At 61.8% G+C, this 20,170-nt stretch carries 17 protein-coding genes and 1 tRNA gene; 11 read left to right on the top strand and 7 right to left on the bottom strand.

Annotated elements, in window-relative coordinates; genetic code table 11:
* Positions 1-61: 61 nt before the first annotated feature.
* Positions 62-904, bottom strand: coding sequence for a bifunctional DNA-formamidopyrimidine glycosylase/DNA-(apurinic or apyrimidinic site) lyase (gene mutM, locus ACYQ2U_RS07090; protein WP_459949658.1), 843 nt, complete (start codon positions 902-904; stop codon positions 62-64).
* A gap of 101 nt (positions 905-1,005) precedes the next feature.
* On the opposite strand from mutM, the gene ACYQ2U_RS07085 reads away from it, so the two are divergent.
* The 9 genes from ACYQ2U_RS07085 to ychF all read left to right on the top strand — a co-directional run bounded on the left by ACYQ2U_RS07085 (position 1,006) and on the right by ychF (position 10,230).
* Complete coding sequence (locus ACYQ2U_RS07085; RefSeq protein WP_459949657.1) at positions 1,006-2,748, top strand: tetratricopeptide repeat protein; 1,743 nt, start codon at positions 1,006-1,008, stop codon at positions 2,746-2,748.
* Positions 2,745-3,272, top strand: coding sequence for an outer membrane lipoprotein LolB (locus ACYQ2U_RS07080; protein WP_459949656.1), 528 nt, complete (start codon positions 2,745-2,747; stop codon positions 3,270-3,272). Before ACYQ2U_RS07085 ends, ACYQ2U_RS07080 begins: the two co-directional genes overlap by 4 nt.
* A complete protein-coding gene (gene ispE / locus ACYQ2U_RS07075; RefSeq protein ID WP_459949655.1) occupies positions 3,269-4,120 on the top strand; it encodes a 4-(cytidine 5'-diphospho)-2-C-methyl-D-erythritol kinase in 852 nt (283 codons plus the stop codon). Before ACYQ2U_RS07080 ends, ispE begins: the two co-directional genes overlap by 4 nt.
* 65 nt (positions 4,121-4,185) lie before the next feature.
* Positions 4,186-4,262: transfer RNA gene (locus tag ACYQ2U_RS07070), tRNA-Gln, on the top strand.
* 54 nt (positions 4,263-4,316) lie between these two features.
* A complete protein-coding gene (locus tag ACYQ2U_RS07065) occupies positions 4,317-5,267 on the top strand; it encodes a ribose-phosphate pyrophosphokinase (protein WP_459949654.1) in 951 nt (316 codons plus the stop codon).
* 80 nt (positions 5,268-5,347) lie between these two features.
* The gene (locus tag ACYQ2U_RS07060) at positions 5,348-5,956 is read left to right on the top strand and encodes a 50S ribosomal protein L25/general stress protein Ctc (protein WP_459949653.1); all 609 of its coding nucleotides are present in this window, start codon (positions 5,348-5,350) and stop codon (positions 5,954-5,956) included.
* Between the two features lie 8 nt (positions 5,957-5,964).
* Positions 5,965-6,567, top strand: a complete 603-nt coding sequence (gene pth, locus ACYQ2U_RS07055) for an aminoacyl-tRNA hydrolase (protein ID WP_459949652.1) — start codon at positions 5,965-5,967, stop codon at positions 6,565-6,567.
* Positions 6,568-6,894: 327 nt separating this feature from the next.
* Positions 6,895-8,910, top strand: a complete 2,016-nt coding sequence (locus ACYQ2U_RS07050) for an acyltransferase family protein (protein WP_459949651.1) — start codon at positions 6,895-6,897, stop codon at positions 8,908-8,910.
* Positions 8,911-9,138: 228 nt separating this feature from the next.
* Positions 9,139-10,230, top strand: coding sequence for a redox-regulated ATPase YchF (gene ychF / locus ACYQ2U_RS07045; protein ID WP_459949650.1), 1,092 nt, complete (start codon positions 9,139-9,141; stop codon positions 10,228-10,230).
* A 92-nt stretch (positions 10,231-10,322) separates the two neighbouring features.
* Here the strand turns inward: ychF and adeC are convergent, their stop codons facing one another.
* From adeC to ACYQ2U_RS07030, 3 genes are read right to left on the bottom strand one after another with little or no spacing between them, the layout of a single operon-like run.
* On the bottom strand, positions 10,323-11,732 hold the full coding sequence (adeC, locus tag ACYQ2U_RS07040) for an AdeC/AdeK/OprM family multidrug efflux complex outer membrane factor (RefSeq protein ID WP_459949649.1): 1,410 nt from the start codon (positions 11,730-11,732) through the stop codon (positions 10,323-10,325).
* Position 11,733: 1 nt separating this feature from the next.
* Entirely contained in the window at positions 11,734-14,895 is a 3,162-nt protein-coding gene (locus tag ACYQ2U_RS07035; protein WP_459949648.1) for an efflux RND transporter permease subunit, read from the bottom strand.
* Between the two features lie 26 nt (positions 14,896-14,921).
* Entirely contained in the window at positions 14,922-16,091 is a 1,170-nt protein-coding gene (locus ACYQ2U_RS07030) for an efflux RND transporter periplasmic adaptor subunit (RefSeq protein WP_459949647.1), read from the bottom strand.
* A gap of 227 nt (positions 16,092-16,318) precedes the next feature.
* On the opposite strand from ACYQ2U_RS07030, the gene ACYQ2U_RS07025 reads away from it, so the two are divergent.
* Positions 16,319-16,981 (top strand): TetR/AcrR family transcriptional regulator, encoded by a 663-nt coding sequence (locus tag ACYQ2U_RS07025; RefSeq protein ID WP_459949646.1) that lies wholly within the window; start codon positions 16,319-16,321, stop codon positions 16,979-16,981.
* 97 nt (positions 16,982-17,078) lie between these two features.
* On the opposite strand, the gene ACYQ2U_RS07020 is transcribed toward ACYQ2U_RS07025, so the two are convergent.
* Positions 17,079-18,023, bottom strand: a complete 945-nt coding sequence (locus ACYQ2U_RS07020; protein WP_459949645.1) for a GNAT family N-acetyltransferase — start codon at positions 18,021-18,023, stop codon at positions 17,079-17,081.
* Positions 18,024-18,168: 145 nt separating this feature from the next.
* On the opposite strand from ACYQ2U_RS07020, the gene ACYQ2U_RS07015 reads away from it, so the two are divergent.
* The gene (locus ACYQ2U_RS07015) at positions 18,169-18,510 is read left to right on the top strand and encodes a hypothetical protein (RefSeq protein ID WP_459949644.1); all 342 of its coding nucleotides are present in this window, start codon (positions 18,169-18,171) and stop codon (positions 18,508-18,510) included.
* Between the two features lie 130 nt (positions 18,511-18,640).
* Here ACYQ2U_RS07015 and ACYQ2U_RS07010 read toward each other — a convergent pair whose 3' ends face one another.
* The gene (locus ACYQ2U_RS07010; RefSeq protein WP_459949643.1) at positions 18,641-18,877 is read right to left on the bottom strand and encodes a hypothetical protein; all 237 of its coding nucleotides are present in this window, start codon (positions 18,875-18,877) and stop codon (positions 18,641-18,643) included.
* Positions 18,878-19,002: 125 nt separating this feature from the next.
* The gene (locus ACYQ2U_RS07005; protein ID WP_459949642.1) at positions 19,003-20,163 is read right to left on the bottom strand and encodes a MalY/PatB family protein; all 1,161 of its coding nucleotides are present in this window, start codon (positions 20,161-20,163) and stop codon (positions 19,003-19,005) included.
* Positions 20,164-20,170: the final 7 nt, after the last annotated feature.

The raw sequence follows: 20,170 nt of genomic DNA, 5'->3' as shown, positions 1-20,170 counted from the left end.
CTATGTCCTGAATAAGGAAAGGGTCTTGGCGTTGACCGGCGCCGGTGCCTCGCCCGACGCCCTAGCGCTGGCAGCGGGGACAGAAGAAGGTGGCGCGCTGGCCCTGGCGGATCATCTTCACCGGCCCGCCACAGCGGCGGCAGGGCTCCCCTTCCCGGCCATAGACGGCGGTCTGCAACTGAAAGTAGCCGCTGGAGCCGTCGGAATGGATGAAGTCCCGCAGGCTGCTGCCGCCGGCGGCGATAGCCTCGGCCAGGGTGGCGCGCACCGCCGGCACCAGCCGGGCGTAGCGTTGCAGGGAAATCTTTCCCGCCGCCGTGCGCGGGTCGATGCCGGCGCGGAACAGGCTTTCCGAGGCGTAGATGTTGCCCACCCCGACCAGGCGGTGGCCGTCCATCAGGGTGGTCTTGATGGCCGCGCTCAGGCCCCGGGTCTGGTCGAACAGCCAGCGCGGCGTGAATTCGTCGGACAAAGGCTCGATGCCCAGTACCGCCAGCAGCGGATGGGCCATGGCCGCCTCGGGCGAGCCCGGCAGCCAGAGCAGGGCGCCGAAGCGGCGCGGATCGCGCAGGCGCAGGGCGGTTTCCTCCCGTTCCCCAGCCACCGGGGCGAACACCAAATCCACGTGGTCGTGCTTTTCCGCCGCCTGGCGGGCCGGCACCAGGCGCAGGCTACCGGACATGCCCAGGTGCAGCAGTACCTGGCCCACGCCGAAATCCAGCAGCAGGTACTTGCCCCGCCGCCGCACCGCCCGCAACACTTGGCCGCCAATACGGCGCTCCAGGTCGGCGGGCAGGGGATAGCGCAAGGCCGGGGTGCGCAGCACCGTCCGGCGCAGGATGCGGCCTTCCAGGTTCGGGGCGATACCCAGGCGGGTCACTTCGACTTCGGGTAATTCGGGCATGGCGACAGGGTCTACTGGCTAACGCCCGGTAACACCCCGCACGGCGGCGGCCGGGCCGAAACTGCTAACATCGCCGCATTCTAATTGTCCGGCCCCTCACCATGCGCCCCTTGTCCCGCCGCACCCCCGCCCTGTTGCTGGTCGCCCTGCTGGCAGGGTGGTGCGCGGCGCCGGCCATGGCGGACGACAAGGCCGGCGCCGCGCCAGCGGCTGATGCGCCGGCAACCAAGGCCGAGACCCCGACGGAAACCAGCAGCCTGACCGGACAGGTGCTCTACCAATACCTGTTGGCGGAAATCGCCGCCAACCGCGGCCAGCTCCCCCTGTCGGCCAATATCTATGCCGATCTCGCCCGCAACACCCGCGACCCGCGCATCGCCAAGCGGGCCACCGAGATCGCCTATTTCGGCCAACAACCCGCCCTGGCCCTGGAATCGGCCCGCATCTGGGTGGAACTGGAGCCGGAATCGGCCCAGGCCCGGCAAACCTTCTGGACCCTGTTGGCCAACAGCGGCAAGGTGGATGAACTTTCCACCGCCCTCTCCGCCGCCCTCAAGGCGGAAGGCCCCAATGCCGGCGGCGCCCTGCTTTTGCTCAACCGCATCTTCCTCCGGGTCCAGGACCGGGCCGCCGTCCAGCACCTGATCCAACAGGTCAGCGAACCCTACATCGCCCTGCCCGAGGCCCATTACGCCCGGGCCCAGGCCGCCGTGGCCGCCGGCGACGAAGCCGCCGCCCTGGCCAGCATCGACGAGGCCGTCCGCCTCAAGCCCGACTGGGAAGCCGCCAGCCTGTTCAAGGCCCAGCTCCAGGCGGCCACGCCCGAGCAAGCCCTGGCCACCCTGGACCGGCTGCTGGCCCAGGGCGGCGAGCGGGACTACAGCGAAACCCGGCTGACCCGGGCGCGCCTGCTGGTGGAAATGAAGCGTTACGCCGAGGCCCGTCAGGCCTTCGCCCAATTGCTGGCCCAACAGCCGGACAACCCCGAACTGCTCTACGCCACGGGCCTGCTGGCCTTGCAGGTGGGCGAAGGCGCCCAGGGCGAAAAGCTGCTGCGCCGCCTGCTCGACATGAATTTCGCCGACAAGGACAGCGTGCGCCTGTACCTGGGCCAATACGCCGAGGAGCATGGCCATGTCGAGGAAGCCCTGGGCTACTACGACGGCATCAGCCCCGGCCACAACCGCTTCGTCTCGGCCCAGAGTCGGGCCGCGGCCCTGCTCTACGGCTTGGGTCGTGGCGACGACGCCATGGATCACCTGAACAAGGCCCTGGCCGCAAACCCCAAGGAAAAGCTGCAATTGCTGCTGGCCCAGACCCAGTTGCTGTCGGAAAAGGGCAAGGATGCCGAGGCCTACTCCGTGCTGGACAAAGCCCTGACGGAACAGCCGGAAGAGCCGGTGCTGCTCTATGAATCCGCCCTGGTGGCGGAAAAGCTCGGCAAGTACGACGCCCTGGAGCGCAACCTGCGCAAGCTGATCAAGCTCAAGCCCGACCATGCCCAGGCCTACAACGCCCTCGGCTATTCCTACGCCGACCGCAACGTCCATCTGGAGGAAGCGCAGCAGTTGCTGGACAAGGCCCTGGCCCTGGCCCCCAACGACCCTTTCATCCTCGACAGCCGGGGCTGGCTGGATTTCCGCCTGGGCAAGCTGAGCGAGGCCGAGGCCTGGTTGCGCAAGGCCACCGCCCTGCGCAGCGACGCCGAATTCGCCGCCCACCTGGGCGAGGTGCTGTGGCGCCAGGGCCGGCAGGACGAAGCCCGCGGCGTCTGGGACGCCGCCTACAAGCTCGATCCCCGCAACGAATTGCTCAACAGCACCCGCAAACGCCTGCTGCCTTGAATCGTCGTGTCCGCTCCTGGCCGCTCCTGACGGCGGCCTGCCTGTTCCTCGCCGCCTGCATCACCCTGGAGCCCCGGGAACTGCCGCCCCGGCCGGAACGGGCCGCCATCGTCGCCTTCACCCTAGAGGGTCGGATTTCGGTGCGCCAGGGCGACAAGTCCTACCAGGCCGGCATCCAATGGCAGCACAGCCCGGCACGGGACCAACTGCTGCTCACTGGCCCCCTCGGCCAGGGCCTGGCCGAACTGGCCCGGGATGAAACGGGTGCCCGCCTGACCGGCGCCGACCACAAAGTGGTCGAGGCCGCCGATGCCGACAGCCTGGCGCGGCAACTGCTCGGCGTGGATCTGCCCCTGGCCGCCCTGCCCGACTGGGTGCTGGGCCGCGTCGCGTCCACCGGCGATTGGCAGGTGGACGTGCTGCGCTATGAATCCGACGCCGCCAACGCCCTGCCCCAGTTGCTGGAACTGCGGCGGGACGAGCTGACGGTCCGCATCAAAATCGACGACTGGCAACTGCCGTGACTCCCGCTCCTGACTGGCACCGCACCTGGCCCGCGCCGGCCAAGATCAACCTGTTCCTCCACGTGGTGGGGCGCCGGGACGACGGCTACCACCTGCTGCAAACCGTGTTCCGCTTCGTGGACCGCTGCGACCTGCTGCGCTTTTCCCCCCGCAGCGACGGCCGGATCGTCCTGACCACCCCCCTCCCCGGCGTTCCCGCCGAGCAGGATCTGACGGTGCGCGCCGCCCTGGCCTTGCAAGCCGCCAGCGGCTGCCGCCAGGGCGCGGACATCACCCTGGAAAAACACCTGCCCATGGGCGGCGGCCTCGGCGGCGGCAGCTCCGACGCCGCCACGACCCTGGTGGCCCTCAACAGTCTGTGGGGCTGCGGGCTGTCCCGCCCCCAGTTGGAGGCCATCGGCCTCGGCCTCGGCGCCGACGTGCCGGTTTTCGTCCACGGTTGCAGCACCTTTGCCGAGGGCGTCGGCGAACGCTTCACCGACGTTACGGTGGCCGAGGCCTGGTACTTGATCCTGGTACCGCCGGTGGCGGTGCCGACCCCCACTATCTTCCGCGACCCGGAGCTGCGGCGGAACACCCCGCCCATCGTCCCGGCGGACTGGCAGCCGGACTTCGGCGGCAACGACCTAGAGCCCGTGGCCTGTCGCCTGTATCCCGAAGTCGCCCGCCACCTGGCCTGGCTGCGCACCCTGGGCCAGGCCCGCCGCGCCGCCATGAGCGGTTCCGGCGCCTGTTGCTTCGCCGAATTCGCCACGGCGGCGGATGCCGAGGCGGCCCTGGCCGCCCTGCCCACCGACATGGCGGGTTTCGTCGCCCGCGGATTGCACAAACATCCACTTTTGGGTTGACGGCGAAAAGAAAACCGCCGAAAATGCGCGTCCTTTCGGCGCTGGGTATTCGCCCTTTGCCGAGTAGGGGAGTCGCCAAGCTGGTTAAGGCACCGGATTTTGATTCCGGCATGCGAAGGTTCGAATCCTTCCTCCCCTGCCAAATTTCGCCGGGCAGACCCACCACGGTCTGCCCGCTTCGTTTGCAGAGGCAGCCATGTCATTTGACAGCTTGATGGTCTTCACCGGCAACGCCAACCCGAAACTCGCGGCTGACGTCGTCAAGCAACTCGGGATTTCCCTCGGTCGCGCCAACGTCTCCCGTTTTTCCGACGGCGAGATCAACGTGGAGATCCTGGAACACGTGCGCGGTCGCGACGTGTTCATCCTCCAGCCCACCTGTGTGCCGACCAACGACAACCTGATGGAAGTCGTCATCCTGGCCGACGCCCTCAAGCGCGCCTCCGCCGGCCGGATCACCGCCGCGATACCCTACTTCGGCTACGCCCGCCAGGACCGCCGCCCCCGCTCCGCCCGGGTGCCCATCACGGCCAAGGTCGTCGCCAACATGCTGCAAACCGCCGGCGTTGACCGGGTGCTGACCGTCGACCTGCACGCCGACCAGATCCAGGGCTTCTTCGACATCGCGGTGGACAACGTCTACGCCTCCCCCGCCCTGCTCGGCCACCTGCGCGCCCAGCACTACGGCGACCTGATGGTGGTGTCCCCCGACGTGGGCGGCGTGGTCCGCGCCCGCGCCTTCGCCAAGCAGCTGGAAACCGACCTGGCCATCATCGACAAGCGCCGGCCCAAGGCCAACGTGTCCGAGGTGATGAACATCATCGGCGACGTCAAGGGCCGCACCTGCGTCATCATGGACGACATCGTGGACACCGCCGGCACCCTGTGCAAGGCCGCCCAGGCCCTCAAGCAGAACGGCGCCAAGCGCGTGCTGGCCTACGCCACCCACCCGGTGCTGTCCGGCACCGCCGTGGCCCGCATTAACGAATCCGACCTGGACGAACTGGTGGTCACCGACACCATCCCCCTCTCCGAAGAGGCCCAGAAGTCGCCCCGCATCAAGGTGGCCAGCATTGCCGGGCTGATGGCCGACACCATCCGCCGCATCAGCAACGACGAGTCCGTGTCCTCCATGTTCATGGATTGAGTTTCGCCCGGCGGCCATCCGGCCGCCGGGTTTTTCAACAACCTGTCTGGTCGCGGACGGGTTTAATTTTTGGAGTTGTCATGACTATTGAATTTAACGCTACCAAGCGCGAACTGCAGGGATCGAGTGCGAGCCGCCGCCTGCGTCGTGCTGGCCGGGTCCCCGGCATCATCTACGGCGGCACCGCCGCCCCCCTGGCGGTGGAGTTCGACCACAACGAGATCTATCAGCTGCTGCGCAAGGAGGCCTTCTATTCCTCCGTGCTCAACCTGAACGTGGCCGGCGCCAAGGAAACCGTCCTGCTGCGCGACGTGCAGCGCCACCCCTACCGTCAGCTGATCCTGCACGTGGATCTGCAACGGGTTGACGCCACCCACGCCATCCACCAGAAGGTGCCCCTGCACTTCATCAACGCCGACATCGCTCCCGGCGTGAAGACCCAGGGCGGCCAAGTCTCCCACGTCATCACCGAAATCGACGTGAAGTGCCTGCCCGGCGACCTGCCCGCCTTCATCGAAGTGGACCTGAAGGATCTGGCCGCCGGCCATTCCATCCACGTTTCCCAACTGGCTCTGCCCAAGGGCGTGGAAGTGGTCCATCACGGCGAAGGCGACCCCGTGGTTGCCGCCATCGTGATCAAGGGTGGCAAGGACGAAGAACCTGCCGCTCCGGCCGCGCCCGCTGCCTAAGCAGTGACGTGACCCAGGCGAACATTCGTCTGATCGTCGGTCTCGGCAACCCCGGGACCGAATACACCGAAACCCGGCACAACGCCGGGTTTTGGTTTTGTGAGCGTCTGGCACGGGAACTGGGGACGAGCTTCAGCAGCGAATCCCGTTTCCACGGCTGGGTCGCCAATGCGCGCAGCGCGGGGGTCTGGCTATTGATGCCGGCCACCTTTATGAACCGCTCGGGCCAAGCTGTCCAAGCCCTGACCCACTTCTACCGCATACAGCCCAACGAAATGCTGGTGGTCCACGACGAACTGGATCTCCCGCCGGGGCAGATGCGTCTCAAGTTCGGTGGCGGCCTCGGTGGTCATAACGGCCTCAAGGACATCACCGCCAAGCTGGGCACCCAGGATTACTGGCGCCTGCGGCTGGGCATCGGCCACCCCGGCGACAAGGCCGAAGTGGCCAACTACGTGCTCAAGGCCGCCCGCAAGGAAGAGCAGGCGGACATCGACACCGCCATCGACCGGGCCCTGCTGGCCTGGAGCGATATCGCCCGGGGCGACATGGAAGCCGCCACCCGCAAAATCAACACGAAACCTCCTTCACAGAAGCTTTCTATTGAATGAGGATCCCTTTCTAAAGGCAGCGGGTGACATGTTGTTCCTATTCCCCAATAATTAAGAAATCAACCTCCTGCGACGATGAAACAAAAGCATCGCAATACTTACAACCCAAAAATCTTCGCACAAACTTCAGGAAACTACTGAACTGACCTACTTGCCTCAGCACTCAGCTCGACAGGCATTATTACCACGACATTCACAATAAACATCGCTTAACTGATGTACCGCTTAATTCACTTAATATTGCAGGCTGCTATATGAATGGCAGCCTAATATTATAAATAAACGACCCATACCACAGCGCAAGCCTACCAACCAAGGATTTATTTTATGTCTAATCGCATTACCTATAGAGCAGACATTGATGGGTTACGTGCGCTAGCGGTTGTTCTGGTTGTTTTATTTCATTACTTCCCCAACGCACTTAGCGGCGGTTTCGTGGGGGTTGATGTTTTCTTTGTAATCTCGGGCTACTTAATTTCAAGAATCATCTACACCGAATTAACGGATGGATCGATTGATCTGCTCGGATTTTATGTAAACCGAGTACTAAGAATATTTCCAGCATTATTGTTAGTTGCGATTACGCTTGTTATTACCGGGTGGTTTCTCTTTCTGCCGGCCGAATATAAGGAACTAGGCAAGCACGTTTCAGCCGGATTACTTTTTGTAGAGAACTTCCTACTATGGAATGAAACTGGATATTTCGATGTAGAAGCATTGCAGAAACCACTTATGCACTTGTGGTCGCTGGCAGTTGAGGAACAGTTTTATATTGTTTTCCCTCCGCTTATTTATTGGGTTTTTCGAAAAAAATTATCATTAAATTTCTTCCTTATTTTCGCTCTACTTTCCTCACTACTTGCAAATCTAGTTTTTACCTATCTAATCGACCCCAAACTGGCCTTTCTTTCTCCAGTTTCTCGATACTGGGAACTGATGATTGGAGGGTTACTTGCTTTGCATATTGAAAATGCGAGGACGACGTTAGATATACGCTTCGGAAAAGCATTTCCTCCAGAGCTTATTTCAGCGCTAGGTTTATCTCTAACCCTACTAAGCGCATATATATTCGAAGATAATTCCCCATACCCTGGCGTGAGAGCAATAATGCCAACAATAGGGGCAGCCATGATTATCTTGGCGAATGAAACCAACCGGGTTAGCACATTCGCACTATCGAATAAATTCACTGTTTTTATCGGTGGTATAAGTTACTCTCTGTATCTATGGCACTGGACTATTTTGTCCGCTGCGGTAATACTCATCGGGGAACGGCCATCAGCATTGATTAGCTGTTCCTTGATAATGCTCAGTGTTGCATTAGCAGTTATCTCTACGTATCTGATAGAGAGACCATTGCGGTACAAGAAGGGCGGAAGAAGAAAGATTTCCATAGTGTTGATCGTGCTTTCAATTTTTTTAGCCTACATTGGATACAACACATATGACAGAGATGGCCTATCGTTCCGCATGCTGTCTCTTTATAGGTTGAACAATAAAATCGGACTCAGATCGGTGAGTTTCGATGACACCATTATTTATTCCGCCAATTGCAAGGACCGCTACCCTGACTTCGAGGGCGGTTGCTTTTTACAGCATAAAGCAGCTCCTACAGTCGCCATTTTAGGAAACTCTCATTCCGGCAATATATTTGAAGGCCTAGCCAAGATAACTAACGACCAAAAGGATATCAATTTTATAAATTTACGAAGAAATGGAGCTCTGGTGCTATTAGGGGTTGGCACTTATGAGCCCAAGTCGTATTTGATAGACCAGCGGGAGATCCGAAAAACAGCGCTAATTAACAAACAGGCTTTCGACATACTCGCAAATACTAAATCGATCGAGACAGTTGTACTTCTGTTGTCTGGCAATAGTTATTTCGAGCACGGTAAAAAAATCACAACGCTAGTCGATCATCCAGACTTGGAGGATGGGCGCGTAATCTGGAAAACTGCACTCGAAGACTCTTTGGTTTTTTTACGAAACCATGGCAAAAAAGTCATCGTTTTTTTGGATTGGCCGAAAATGACCATTCCATCGAAGTCATGTTTCTCGACACCTGAGCCTGCTGCAAATGAGACAGAGAAACTACACAGCTTATGCAAAATGACCAGGGAAGAGTCTGTTGCAAAAGATAAAGAGTTTCATGAAATGGCGCTTTCCATCACCAAAAAATTCAACGATGTTAAAGTTTTTACATCATCTGATTATTTGTGCGACACGAAATCATGCTCAGCTTCCATCAATAATGAACTTATATATAGCGACCAGGAGCACTTAACAATGACGGGCTCGGCATTTCTAGGTGAAAAACTATTGAGACTTTTAGATAAACAATAAAATCTGTACATAGTATTGCGCTCATATCTGCCACACCAGTATAGAATGTTGAATATAGAAAGATTTTTTATCCATTACCCCGGGACATCCCCCAATAAATCATTTAGAGATACTTTGTTATTTCTATCTATTCATTAACCACACATACCATTAGCTTCGCATCGTTGGTTACTTAATTCGTATGCGTTGGGGCTTGATGGTGCATTGATCAATGAAAGAAATTTAGTTATGGCTTTGCAATGCGGCATCGTCGGCCTGCCCAATGTCGGCAAGTCCACCCTCTTCAACGCCCTGACCAAGGCGGGCATTGAAGCGGCCAACTATCCCTTCTGCACCATCGAGCCCAATGTGGGCATCGTGGAAGTGCCCGATCCGCGCCTGGACGAACTGGCCAAGATCGTCAATCCCCAGAAGATCCAGCACGCCATCGTCGAATTCGTGGACATCGCCGGCCTGGTGGCGGGTGCCTCCAAGGGCGAAGGCCTGGGCAACCAGTTCCTCGCCAACATCCGCGAAACCGACGCCATCGTCCATGTGGTGCGCTGCTTCGCCGACGACAACGTGGTGCACGTTTCCGGCTCCGTCGATCCCATCCGTGACATCGAAGTGATCGACACCGAACTGGCGCTGGCTGACATGGCCACCGTTGAAAAGGCCATCACCCGCTACAAGAAGCCCGCCTCCGCCGGCGACAAGGACGCCAAGATCCTCGTGGCTGTGCTCGAAAAGTGTGCGGCCCAATTGAATGAAGCCAAGCCCGTGCGCGGCCTCGATCTGTCCAAGGAAGAAAAAGCCGCCATCAAGCAGTTCTGCCTCATCACCGCCAAGCCCGTGCTCTACGTGGCCAACGTGAAGGAAGACGGCTTCAGCAACAACCCCCACCTGGACGCAGTCACGGCCCATGCCGCCAAGGAAGGCGCCCAAGTGGTGGCCCTCTGCGCCGCCATCGAAGCCGAGATCGCCGACCTGGACGCCGAGGAAAAGCAGATGTTCCTGGCCGACATGGGATTGGAAGAACCCGGCCTGGACCGCCTGATCCGCGCCGGCTACAAGCTGTTGGGTTTGCAGACCTACTTCACCGCTGGCGTGAAGGAAGTGCGCGCCTGGACCATCCACGTCGGCGATACCGCCCCCCAGGCGGCCGGCGTCATTCATACCGACTTCGAACGCGGCTTCATCCGTGCCCAGACCATCTCCTTCGCCGACTTCATCGCCTACAAGGGCGAACAGGGTGCCAAGGAAGCCGGCAAGATGCGGGCGGAAGGCAAGGATTACGTGGTCAAGGACGGCGACGTGCTGAACTTCCTGTTCAACGTCTGACCCTGACTACATAGCCAAGAATAAAGCCCCGCAGCGGTCATCGCTGCGGGGCTTTTGTTTGGGGTACAGGGAAAATCCGCTAGCCTGACGGATCACCCGCCGCCGCCCAGCACCTTGTACAGGGTCACCTGATTGGAAAGCTCGGCCAGGCGCACCGTGATCAGGTTTTGCTGGGCCGCATAGTAGGAACGCTGGGAATCCAGCACCACCAGATAGCTATCCACGCCCTTGTTGTAGCGCGCCCGAGACAGGCGATAGCTGACTTCGGTGGCTTCCGTCAGGGACCGCTGGGCATCCAACTGCTCGCCCAGGGTGCCATGCTGGGCCAGGGCGTCAGCCGTTTCGCGGAAGGCGGTCTGCACCGCCTTTTCATACTGGGCCAGACTGATGTCTTTGTCCACCTCGGCCACCTTCAGGTTCGCCTGGTTGCGCCCGGCATTGAAGATGGGCAGATTGAGTTGGGGTGAAAAACTCCAGGCCCCGGAGCCGCTCTTGAATAAATCCGACAACTGGTTGCTTGCCGAACCGCCACTGGCGGTCAGGGTGATGCTGGGGAAAAAGGCAGCCCGGGCCGCGCCGATATTGGCATTGGCGGCCTGCAATTGCCGCTCGGCCTGAAGCACATCGGGACGCCGTTGCAGCCAGGAGGAAGGCAGGCCCTCGGGCAGCTTGGCCAGGACCGACACCCGGTCCAGGGTCGTGATTTGCTCAATATCCTCGGGCAAAGTGCCGCCCACCAACAGGGCGAGCGCGTTGTGGTCCTGGGCCACTTGGCTGGTATAGCGGGCAACGTCGCCCCGGGCGGAATCCACGCTAGTCTGGGCCTGGCGCAAATCCAGTTCGGAAGCGCTGCCCAGCTCAAAGCGCCGCTTGGTCATGTCGTAGGAAGTGCGCTGGCTGTCCAGGGTTTCCTGGGCGATCGACAGTCTTTCGCTGTCGGCGGCCAGGGTCAGATAAGCATTGGCCACTTCCGCCACCAGGCTGATCTGGGCGCTGCGCCGCGCCTCTTCGGTGGCCATGAACTGGTAGAGGGCCTGGTCCTTGAGACTGCGAATCCGGCCGAAGAAATCCAGTTCATAGGACGCAAATCCCAGCCCCGCGTTGTACTGGTGGGACACCAGCTCCTTGCCCGTGGCGGACAAGCTGGCGGGCGTCTTCTGGTTGGTGCCGCCCACCGTGGCATTGATACTGGGAAAGAGGTCCGCCCGCTGGATCTGGTACTGGGCCCTGGCCTTCTCGATGTTGAGGCTGGCCACCCGCAGGTCCCGGTTGTTTTCCAGGGCCAGGGCGATCAGGCGTCGCAATTGCGGGTCGGTGAAGAACACATCCCATGTCAGGTCGGTGACCGGCGAGCCCTCATCGGCCATGGCCTTGCCATAAGCCGCTCCTTGCGGCCACTGGGCGGGGATGGGGGCAGCCGGTGTCGCGTAGTCGGGCGCCAGGGTGCCGCAACCGGCCAGCACCAGGGTCGCCAGGGCGGTGGCAATCAATGTTTTATTCATGTCAGTGCGCCTCCTCGGCAGCGGTCCCTTGGCTGGCCTGGTCATCGGGCGTCTTACCCTTGAAGACCCGCCGCACGACCACAAAGAATACAGGAACGAAAAGCACGGCCAGCACGGTGGCGGTGACCATGCCGCCGATCACCCCGGTACCGATGGCGTTCTGCGCGCCGGAACCGGCTCCGCTGGAAATGGCCAGGGGCAAGACCCCCAGGATGAAGGCCAGGGAAGTCATGACGATGGGACGCAAGCGCAGACGTACCGCCTCGATGGCCGCCTCCACCAGCCCCTTGCCGTGCTCCATCTGCTCCTTGGCGAATTCGACGATCAGGATCGCGTTCTTGGCGGAAAGACCGATGGTCATCAGCAGGCCTACCTGGAAGTACACGTCGTTGGACATGCCTCGCAGCAGAGCAGCCAACAACGCGCCGATGATGCCCAGGGGGACCACCAGCATCACCGAGAAGGGGATCGACCAGCTCTCATACAAAGCGGCCAGGCAGAGGAAGACCACCAACAGGGAGATGGCGTAGAGGGCCGGGGCCTGGGAGCCGGACATGCGCTCCTGGTAGGACAAACCGGTCCATTCGTAGCCTATCCCCGCCGGCAGCTTGGCGGCCATCTCCTCCATGGCGGCCATGGCTTCACCGCTGCTACGCCCGGGTGCTGCCTGCCCCATGATTTCGACGGAAGACTGGCCGTTGTACCGCTCCAGCCGCGGCGAACCGTAGGCCCAGTGGGCGGTGGCGAAGGAGGAGAAGGGCACCATGTCGCCGGCACTGTTCTTCACGTACCACTTGTCGAAGTCCTTCGGGTCCATCCGCGCCGGCGCATCCCCTTGCAGGTAGACGCGCTTGACCCGGCCCTTGTCGATGAAGTCATTGACGTAGGCGCTGCCCCAGGCCGTTTGCAACACGCTGTTGATGTCGGCCTGGGTGAGCCCCATGGCGCCGGCCTTGGCCGTGTCGATGTCCAGCTTGTATTCCGGCGTGTCGTCCTGGCCATTGGGCCGCACCGCCATCAGCAACGGATTTTGCCCGGCCATGCCGAGCAACTGGTTACGGGCGTCCATTAGGGCCTGGTGGCCGAGGCCGGCCCGGTCCTGCAACTGGAAGTCGAAACCGGTGGCATTACCCAGCTCCACCACGGCCGGCGGGGCAAAGGCGAAGGCCAGGGCATCGCGGAATCCCATGAAACGCCCCATGGCCTTGCCAGCGACGGCGGCGACCTTCAGATCGGGACGCTTGCGCACGCTCCAGTCCTTGAGGTTGATGAAGGCCAGCCCCGTGTTCTGGCCGCTACCGCCAAAGCTGAAGCCCGTCACGGTGAACACGGAATCCACGGCTTCCTTCTGCTCTTCCATGAAATGGTGCTCCACCTGCTCGATCACCTTCAGGGTGCGTTCCGTCGTCGCCCCGGAGGGCAGGGTCACCTGTGCCATCAGGAAGCCCTGGTCTTCGTCGGGCAAGAACGCGGTGGGCAGGCGGAGGAAAAGGAAGCCCATGAGGGCCACCACCAGACCGTAGATCACCAGGTAGCGCTTGGGATTCTCCACCATGCGGCCAACGATGGTCCGGCTGCGGCTGTTGGTAAGGTCAAAGCCCCGGTTGAACCAGAGGAAGAAACGGCCCATGCGGCTATCCTCGGCAGCGACGTGGCCCTTGGCCACCGGCTTGAGCAGGGTGGCGCACAGGGCCGGGGTCAGGATCAGCGCCACCACCACCGACAGCACCATGGCCGAGACGATGGTGATGGAGAACTGCCGGTAGATCACACCCGTGGATCCGCCAAAGAAGGCCATAGGGACGAACACGGCGGACAGCACCAGGGCGATGCCGATCAGAGCGCCGGTGATCTGGTTCATGGACTTGCGGGTCGCCTCCTTGGGCGAGAGTCCTTCCTCGCTCATGACCCGCTCGACGTTTTCCACCACGACGATGGCGTCGTCCACCAGCAAGCCGATGGCCAGCACCATGCCGAACATGGTCAGGGTGTTGATGGAAAATCCGGCGGCGGCCAGCACGCCGAAGGTGCCCAGCAAGACCACCGGCACGGCGATGGTGGGGATCAGCGTGGCGCGGAAATTTTGCAGGAACAGGTACATCACCAGGAAGACCAGGGCGATGGCCTCCACCAGGGTCTTGACCACTTCCTCGATGGAAATTTCGACGAAGGGCGTGGTGTCGTAGGGCAACACGGCCTTCATGCCCTGGGGAAAATACTTCTCCAGCTCATGCACCTTGGCCTTGACCGCCTGGGCGGTTTGCAGAGCGTTGGCGCCGGTGGCCAGCTTGACCGCCAGTCCCGTCGCCGGCTTGCCGTTATAGCGCGCCACCACGTCGTACGTTTCACCACCGAGTTCGATCCGCGCTACGTCCCGCAGGCGCACCACGGAACCGGCGCTGGCGGTTTTCAGCAGGATGTCGCCGAACTGTTCCTGCGTCTGCAAGCGGCTCTGGGCCGTCACCGTGGCGTTGAGCTGCTGCCCTTTGATGGCGGGCATTCCGCCCAGCTGGCCGGCGGTGACCTGGGCGTTCTGGGCGACGATGGCGGCGCTGACTTCCGCCGGCGTGAGCTTGTACTTTTGCAGCTTGGCCGGATCCAGCCAGATGCGCATGGCGTACTTGCTGCCGAACAACTGGGTTTCGCCGACGCCGTTGACCCGGGCGATGATGTCCTGGATGTTGGACGCCACATAGTCTCCCAGGTCGATGTCGCTCATGCTGTCGTTTTCAGAGACGAAACCCAACACCATGAGGAAGTTGGTGGACGACTTCGCCACCTGCACCCCCTGCTTTTGTACTTCCTGGGGCAGCAGCGGGGTGGCCAGGGCAAGCTTGTTCTGTACCTGCACCTGGGCGATGTCGGGATCGGTACCGGCATCGAAGGTCAGGTTGATGCTGACGTTGCCCGTGGAATCGCTGCTGGAGGACATGTAGGTGAGGTGATCGATGCCCTTCATTTTCTGTTCGATCACCTGGGTGACGCTGTCCTCCACCGTCTTCGCGGAAGCGCCGGGGTAGCTCGCGCTGATGCTCACCGCCGGTGGCGCGATGGGCGGATATTGGGAAATGGGCAAGGTGCGGATGGCCAGCAACCCCGCCAACATGATGACGATGGCGATGACCCAGGCAAAGATGGGCCGGTCGATAAAAAAGCGTGACATGGCGTTTCCTTAGGGCGTGGGGGTCATCAGGGCTTGGCAGCCGCTGGGGTTTCGCTGCCGCCGGCCTTGGCCTCGGTCGCCGCCGGTGCTGCTGCATTGCCTACCGGCACGGCCTTGGCCATCGCTCCGGGCCGCACCTTCTGCAAGCCTTCCACGATCACCCGGTCACCGCTCTGGATGCCCTCGCCCACCAACCACTTGTCGCCCACGGTGCGCTCGGTCTTCAGCACGCGGGCCTCCACCTTGCCCTCGGCGGTCAACACCAGGGCCGTGGGATTACCCTTGTTGTCGCGGCTGACGCCCTGCTGCGGCACCAGCAATGCCTCGCTGGTGGTGCCTTCCTCCAGCACGGCGCGGACGTACATACCCGGCAGCAGGTCGCCCTTGGGATTGGGGAACACGGCCCGCAGGGTGTATGTGCCCGTGCCCTGGTCCACCGTCACGTCGGAAAACTGCAACTTGCCCGACAAGGGATACTCGCTGCCATCTTCCAGCAGCAGACGCACCGAGGCCTCCTTGTTGTTGACGCGCTTCAACTTGCCGCTGGCCCAGTCGCGCTTCAGGCGCAACAGTTCGGCACTGGACTGGGTCACATCCACGTACATCGGATCCAACTGCTGAATGGTGGTCAGGGCTGTCGCCTGGTTGGCCGTGACCAGGGCGCCTGGCGTCACGCTGGACTTGCCGATGCGGCCGGAGATGGGCGCCGACACCTTGGTATAAGCCAGGTTGATGCGGGCCGTCTCCAGGGCCGACTGGGCTTGCTGGAGGGCCGACTGGGCGTCGTCGTAATCCTGCTGGCTGACGGCCTTGATCGCCACCAGATCGTCGTAGCGGGAGGCCTTGTTTTTGGCCGCTGCCAGGGTGGCCTTGGCACTGTCATAGGTCGCCTGGTAGAGGGCCGGATCGATCTGGTAGAGGGACTGGCCTGCCTTGACGTCTTCCCCTTCCACGAACTGGCGGCGTTGGATGATGCCGTTCACCTGGGGCCGGACCTCGGACACCTGATAGGCAGAGGTGCGTCCGGACAGTTCGGTGGTCAGGGCCAGTTGCTGCGGCTTGACCTCGTAAACCCCGACTTCCACCGGCCCGGCGGCTCCGCCCCCTTGAGGGGACTGGGATTGGCCACAGCCCGCCAGCACCAAGCCACCAAGGGCCAGGACCCAACCAAACTGCGATACGTATTTGATTTTCATGTATTTCTCCCTGGGGGATCGGGACTGGGGCGGGAGCGCTCAGGCCTCGGAATAAACAGCACAATAATTAGTTTGAGCGTTCATTCTAATCTAGAATAGGAAAAATAATACAGAGCTTCGCCATGGTCGATGTGTAACGACGGGTTTCCGGTAGCGGATCCCCATGGCCCGAACCCAGCCGGCCCGCTTGCCGACTGGCTGATAACCACAATGGAAAGATTGCCGTCATGCGTATCGAAAGTCACACCCCTCCCGCTCCCGAGCCCAGCCGCGCCGAGGCGCGCAAGGCGCAAGTGCTGGAAGCGGCGACCGAGTGTTTCCGCAGCCAGGGCTTCCACGGCGCCAGCATGGCCCAGATATCCAAGACCGCCGGCATGAGCGTCGGCCATATCTACCACTACTTCGAGAACAAGGAAGCCATCATCGCCGCCATCGTCGAGCGGGACCTGCTCAACCTGATCACCATCACCGACCGCTTGCGCAGCATTTCCGTCGGCGGCGATCTGCTTCAGGCCCTGGTGGACGACGTGGACAACTGTCTGGAAGAGACGACCAGCGACCAGAACGCCCCGCTGATGTTGGAGATCATCGCCGAGGCGGCGCGCAATGAAAGCGTCGCCGGCATCGTACGCAAGGCCGATCAGGCGGCCATGGTGCACATGCGGGATTTCTTCCGGGAAGGATTGCAGCGCTACGGCATCCATTTCAGCGATGCCGAATTGGATGGCCCCCTGAGCGTGCTTGCGTCCCTGTTCGAAGGATTGACGGTACGGGTCATCCGCAACCCCGACCTATCCGTCGATAGCTACCTGCCGGTCCTCAAGAGCGTCGTGGCCCACGTGGTGCAAACCCATTTGCTCAAGGGCGCATCCCAGACCCAGGGTGTTTGACGGTCCGCCTGTCTGCCGCAACGGAAATCAACGGGTCGAGCACGCTACAGGTCGTGCCGCGCCGTCACCGGCCATTGCCTGACGACACTCGCCTGACTCACTCAGCGGCAAGGGCCCGCGCACTGACCATCAGGCGATCGGTCCACCGCATGTGGGGCTTGAAACGCCGCTCCAACACGCGCCACATGCCCTGCTGTTCGGACCCGGTTTCGATCACCACCAGTGCCTGGTCACCATCCTTTGCCGCAATGCGCCGGGCACCGTCGGCATAGACGCCCAGCAACCAGCCGTAGCCGTCCCAGGGGGGACAGACCCAACCCACGGGGAAATGCCAGCGCTTGAGGGCGGGCTGGTATTCACAAATCACCCATCCCACCAGGCTGCCTGCCGCATCGGCCACCGCCAGGGACATGTCTTGGTCGAGGCGAGCGCTCCAACTCTCGGGACTGGCCCAGGCTGGGGCTTCGCCCCGCTTGATCACGTCCACGGCAAAGGCCTCCACCTCCTCTTTGCGCTCCCGCCAGGGATGGACGCGCAAACCGCCCTGATGGAGCCGCTGCAACAGTTGTTCGACATCGCGGAAGATGGCCTGGGTCGCGCGCACCTCGCCGCAGATGCGGAAGCGCTCGGCCCACGGCGTCTGCCAGGCACGGGATTGCAATAGGGCGGCGAAGGCCGGTGCGCCGGGCAAGGCGTCGGAGTAGCTCGTATCGATGCCCTTTGTGCCCAGGACAGGCAGGGCGGACGTCAAGGCATCCAACAGCGCGCCGCCGATGCCCTGATTGCGCCAGTCCGGCGCCACCATGAGGGAGTAAAGGCCCTGCCAGCCGGATGACCTGGCTTGCCGATCAGAACGGGCGGAAACGATCAGCCCCACCGGCCGCTCCCCGTCCCAGGCAGCAAAACAACAAGGAACCAGCGCTTCGGCTTCGGCGCCGGTCATGTCCAGCAGACAACGATAGCGATCCCAGGTGAGCGGCGCCAATGCCTGCGCCTGATGGGGGAGTACCGGGGAAATGATGGGCGAGTGTGAATTATTCATGCCTGGCAAGGTTGTGACGATTCTGTGATCGCATGCGTGACGACTAGATTGCACCACGTCGCGGACAGCGTATTCCGTACGCAAACGGCGCGAAAGATAACCCAGATGTACTGGCCTGCATTTTTAAATTTGTGAAAGGTGAACCATGACCACTCAAGCCACCCAGCCCTCTTTCCTCGACATTCGTCGTCAAGCCGAAGCCGTCCTGGTGGACCGCGCCCTCAAGGACGCCGACTTCCACGACCTGTTGGTGAAGGACCCCCACGGTGCCCTGCAACAAACCTTCGGCAGCAATCCTGTGGCCACTCTTAAGATCAACGTGCTTGAAGAAAAACCCGGTGAAGTCACCATCGTCCTGCCCGCAGGCAAAGACGAATTGCCGGACGAACTGCTGGACCTGGCCTCTGGCGGCATCAGCTTTTCTGCCTTTGTGGATTGGGAAACGTGGTATGGCACCAAGCAGACGACCCAGTCCAAAAAGAAATAAATGCCTCGGGACGCCCGATCAAAAACTGACCGGGTGTTGTCCGTGACGGCACACGCAGTCTAGGACGCTCGGAAAAATGCAAAGAGGCCACCGACACTCACGTCGGTGGCCTCTTTTCGCAAGCAGCGAATTACTTGGCGGCGTCGGTCTTGGCAGCTTCAGCCTTCTCGGCCTTTTCCACCTTGGCCTTGTGAACCTTCTTGTGCTTCTCGGCAGGGGCGGTTTCGGGCTTGGCGGCTTCCGCCTTGGCTTCGGCCTTGACCGGGGCGGTGGCGGGAGTAGCAGGCGTGGCGGGGGCCTGGGCGTAAGCAGCGACAGCAGACAGACCGATCACGGAAACGAGCAGGGTGCGCAGGGTACGGTTCATTTTGGATCTCGACTTTCTTGGTTGCTGGGCGACGTTGCCCATGAGTCCAATAACGAACCGGCGAGGGTGGTGGGGGACAAACCCAGTGTAAGGGTTTGTGTCTGTCGTTACAGAGGTGCAGTCCCTCAGGCCAGGGCCTTGGTCATGCGAGCCAGGGCTTCGTCGAGCAAAGCACGGGGGCAACCGAAGTTGAGACGGACAAAGCCGGGCAGGCCGAAGTCGCGTCCATCGGACAGGCCGACGCCGGCAGCCTCGAAGAATTTTTGCGAATCGTCGATGCCGCGTTGCTGGCAGAGGGCGCGGCAATCAATCCAGGCCAGGTAGGTCGCTTCCACCGGCGTCATGGACAACCCGTCCATGGTCGCCACGGCGGCTTCCACCCGCCGCGCGTTGCCGCGCAGATAATCGATCAGGGCCTCGCGCCACTCGTCGCCATCGCGGTAGGCGGCTTCCGTCGCCACCAGGCCCAGGGTGTTGATGTGGGGCATGATGCCCTCCATCACCTGGCTGAAGGCGCGCCGTAGGGCGGGATCGGCGATCACGGCGAAGGCGCTGTACAGGGCGGGGATGTTGAAAGTCTTGGAGGGCGCCATCAGGGTGATGGTGCGCCGGGCCAGTTGCGGCGAGAGGGAGGCCAGGGGCCGATGGTGCAGGGCCGGATCGAGCACCAGGCCACAATGGATCTCGTCGGAACACACCACTAGGTCGTGCTTTTCCGCCAAGCGTCCGATCTCCGCCAACTCGTCGTCGCGCCACACCCGCCCCACGGGATTGTGGGGATGGCACAGCAGCCAGAGACGGGCGCGGCTCTCGGCCAGGCTGCGCGCCGTCGCCGCGAAGTCCCACCCCCAGCGGCCATCCGGGTCCGACTGCACCAGGGGCTGGGTCACCAAGTGTCGGCCGGCGTTGGCGGGCGCGGTAAGAAAGGGTGGATACACCGGGGTGGCGGTGAACACGTTGGCGCCGGTGCCGCCCACGGCGCGGCAGGCGGCATTGAAGGCGGCCACCACGCCGGGGATCCAGACGATCCACGCCGCCTCCACCTTCCACGCGTAGTGGCGACGCAAATGGTCGATGACGGCGGCGGTGAGGGAGGGCCAGGGTTTGGCGTAGCCGAACACGCCGTGGTCGACGCGCTTGTGCAGGGCCGCCAGCACCGGCGGCGGCGCGGCAAAGTCCATGTCCGCCACCCAGAGGGGAATCACGTCGCGGCCCCGGTAGCGGGACCACTTCATGGAGTCGCTGTCGCGGCGATCAATGGGGGTGTCGAAATCATAACCAGCCATGATCGCC

This window comes from Denitratisoma sp. agr-D3, from assembly GCF_054658675.1.
Note: the sequence above shows the minus strand (reverse complement) of the source record. Positions and strands in the feature narration are given on the sequence as shown.

Excerpts from the sequence above, each read along its gene's own strand:
- mutM (WP_459949658.1), bottom strand. The coding sequence starts at position 904 with ATGCCCGAATTACCCGAAGTCGAAGTGACCCGCCTGGGTATCGCCCCG.
- ACYQ2U_RS07085 (WP_459949657.1), top strand. The coding sequence starts at position 1,006 with ATGCGCCCCTTGTCCCGCCGCACCCCCGCCCTGTTGCTGGTCGCCCTG.
- ACYQ2U_RS07065 (WP_459949654.1), top strand. The coding sequence starts at position 4,317 with ATGTCATTTGACAGCTTGATGGTCTTCACCGGCAACGCCAACCCGAAA.
- ACYQ2U_RS07060 (WP_459949653.1), top strand. The coding sequence starts at position 5,348 with ATGACTATTGAATTTAACGCTACCAAGCGCGAACTGCAGGGATCGAGT.
- ACYQ2U_RS07050 (WP_459949651.1), top strand. The coding sequence starts at position 6,895 with ATGTCTAATCGCATTACCTATAGAGCAGACATTGATGGGTTACGTGCG.
- ychF (WP_459949650.1), top strand. The coding sequence starts at position 9,139 with ATGGCTTTGCAATGCGGCATCGTCGGCCTGCCCAATGTCGGCAAGTCC.
- adeC (WP_459949649.1), bottom strand. The coding sequence starts at position 11,732 with ATGAATAAAACATTGATTGCCACCGCCCTGGCGACCCTGGTGCTGGCC.
- ACYQ2U_RS07035 (WP_459949648.1), bottom strand. The coding sequence starts at position 14,895 with ATGTCACGCTTTTTTATCGACCGGCCCATCTTTGCCTGGGTCATCGCC.
- ACYQ2U_RS07030 (WP_459949647.1), bottom strand. The coding sequence starts at position 16,091 with ATGAAAATCAAATACGTATCGCAGTTTGGTTGGGTCCTGGCCCTTGGT.
- ACYQ2U_RS07025 (WP_459949646.1), top strand. The coding sequence starts at position 16,319 with ATGCGTATCGAAAGTCACACCCCTCCCGCTCCCGAGCCCAGCCGCGCC.
- ACYQ2U_RS07020 (WP_459949645.1), bottom strand. The coding sequence starts at position 18,023 with ATGAATAATTCACACTCGCCCATCATTTCCCCGGTACTCCCCCATCAG.
- ACYQ2U_RS07015 (WP_459949644.1), top strand. The coding sequence starts at position 18,169 with ATGACCACTCAAGCCACCCAGCCCTCTTTCCTCGACATTCGTCGTCAA.
- ACYQ2U_RS07010 (WP_459949643.1), bottom strand. The coding sequence starts at position 18,877 with ATGAACCGTACCCTGCGCACCCTGCTCGTTTCCGTGATCGGTCTGTCT.
- ACYQ2U_RS07005 (WP_459949642.1), bottom strand. The coding sequence starts at position 20,163 with ATGGCTGGTTATGATTTCGACACCCCCATTGATCGCCGCGACAGCGAC.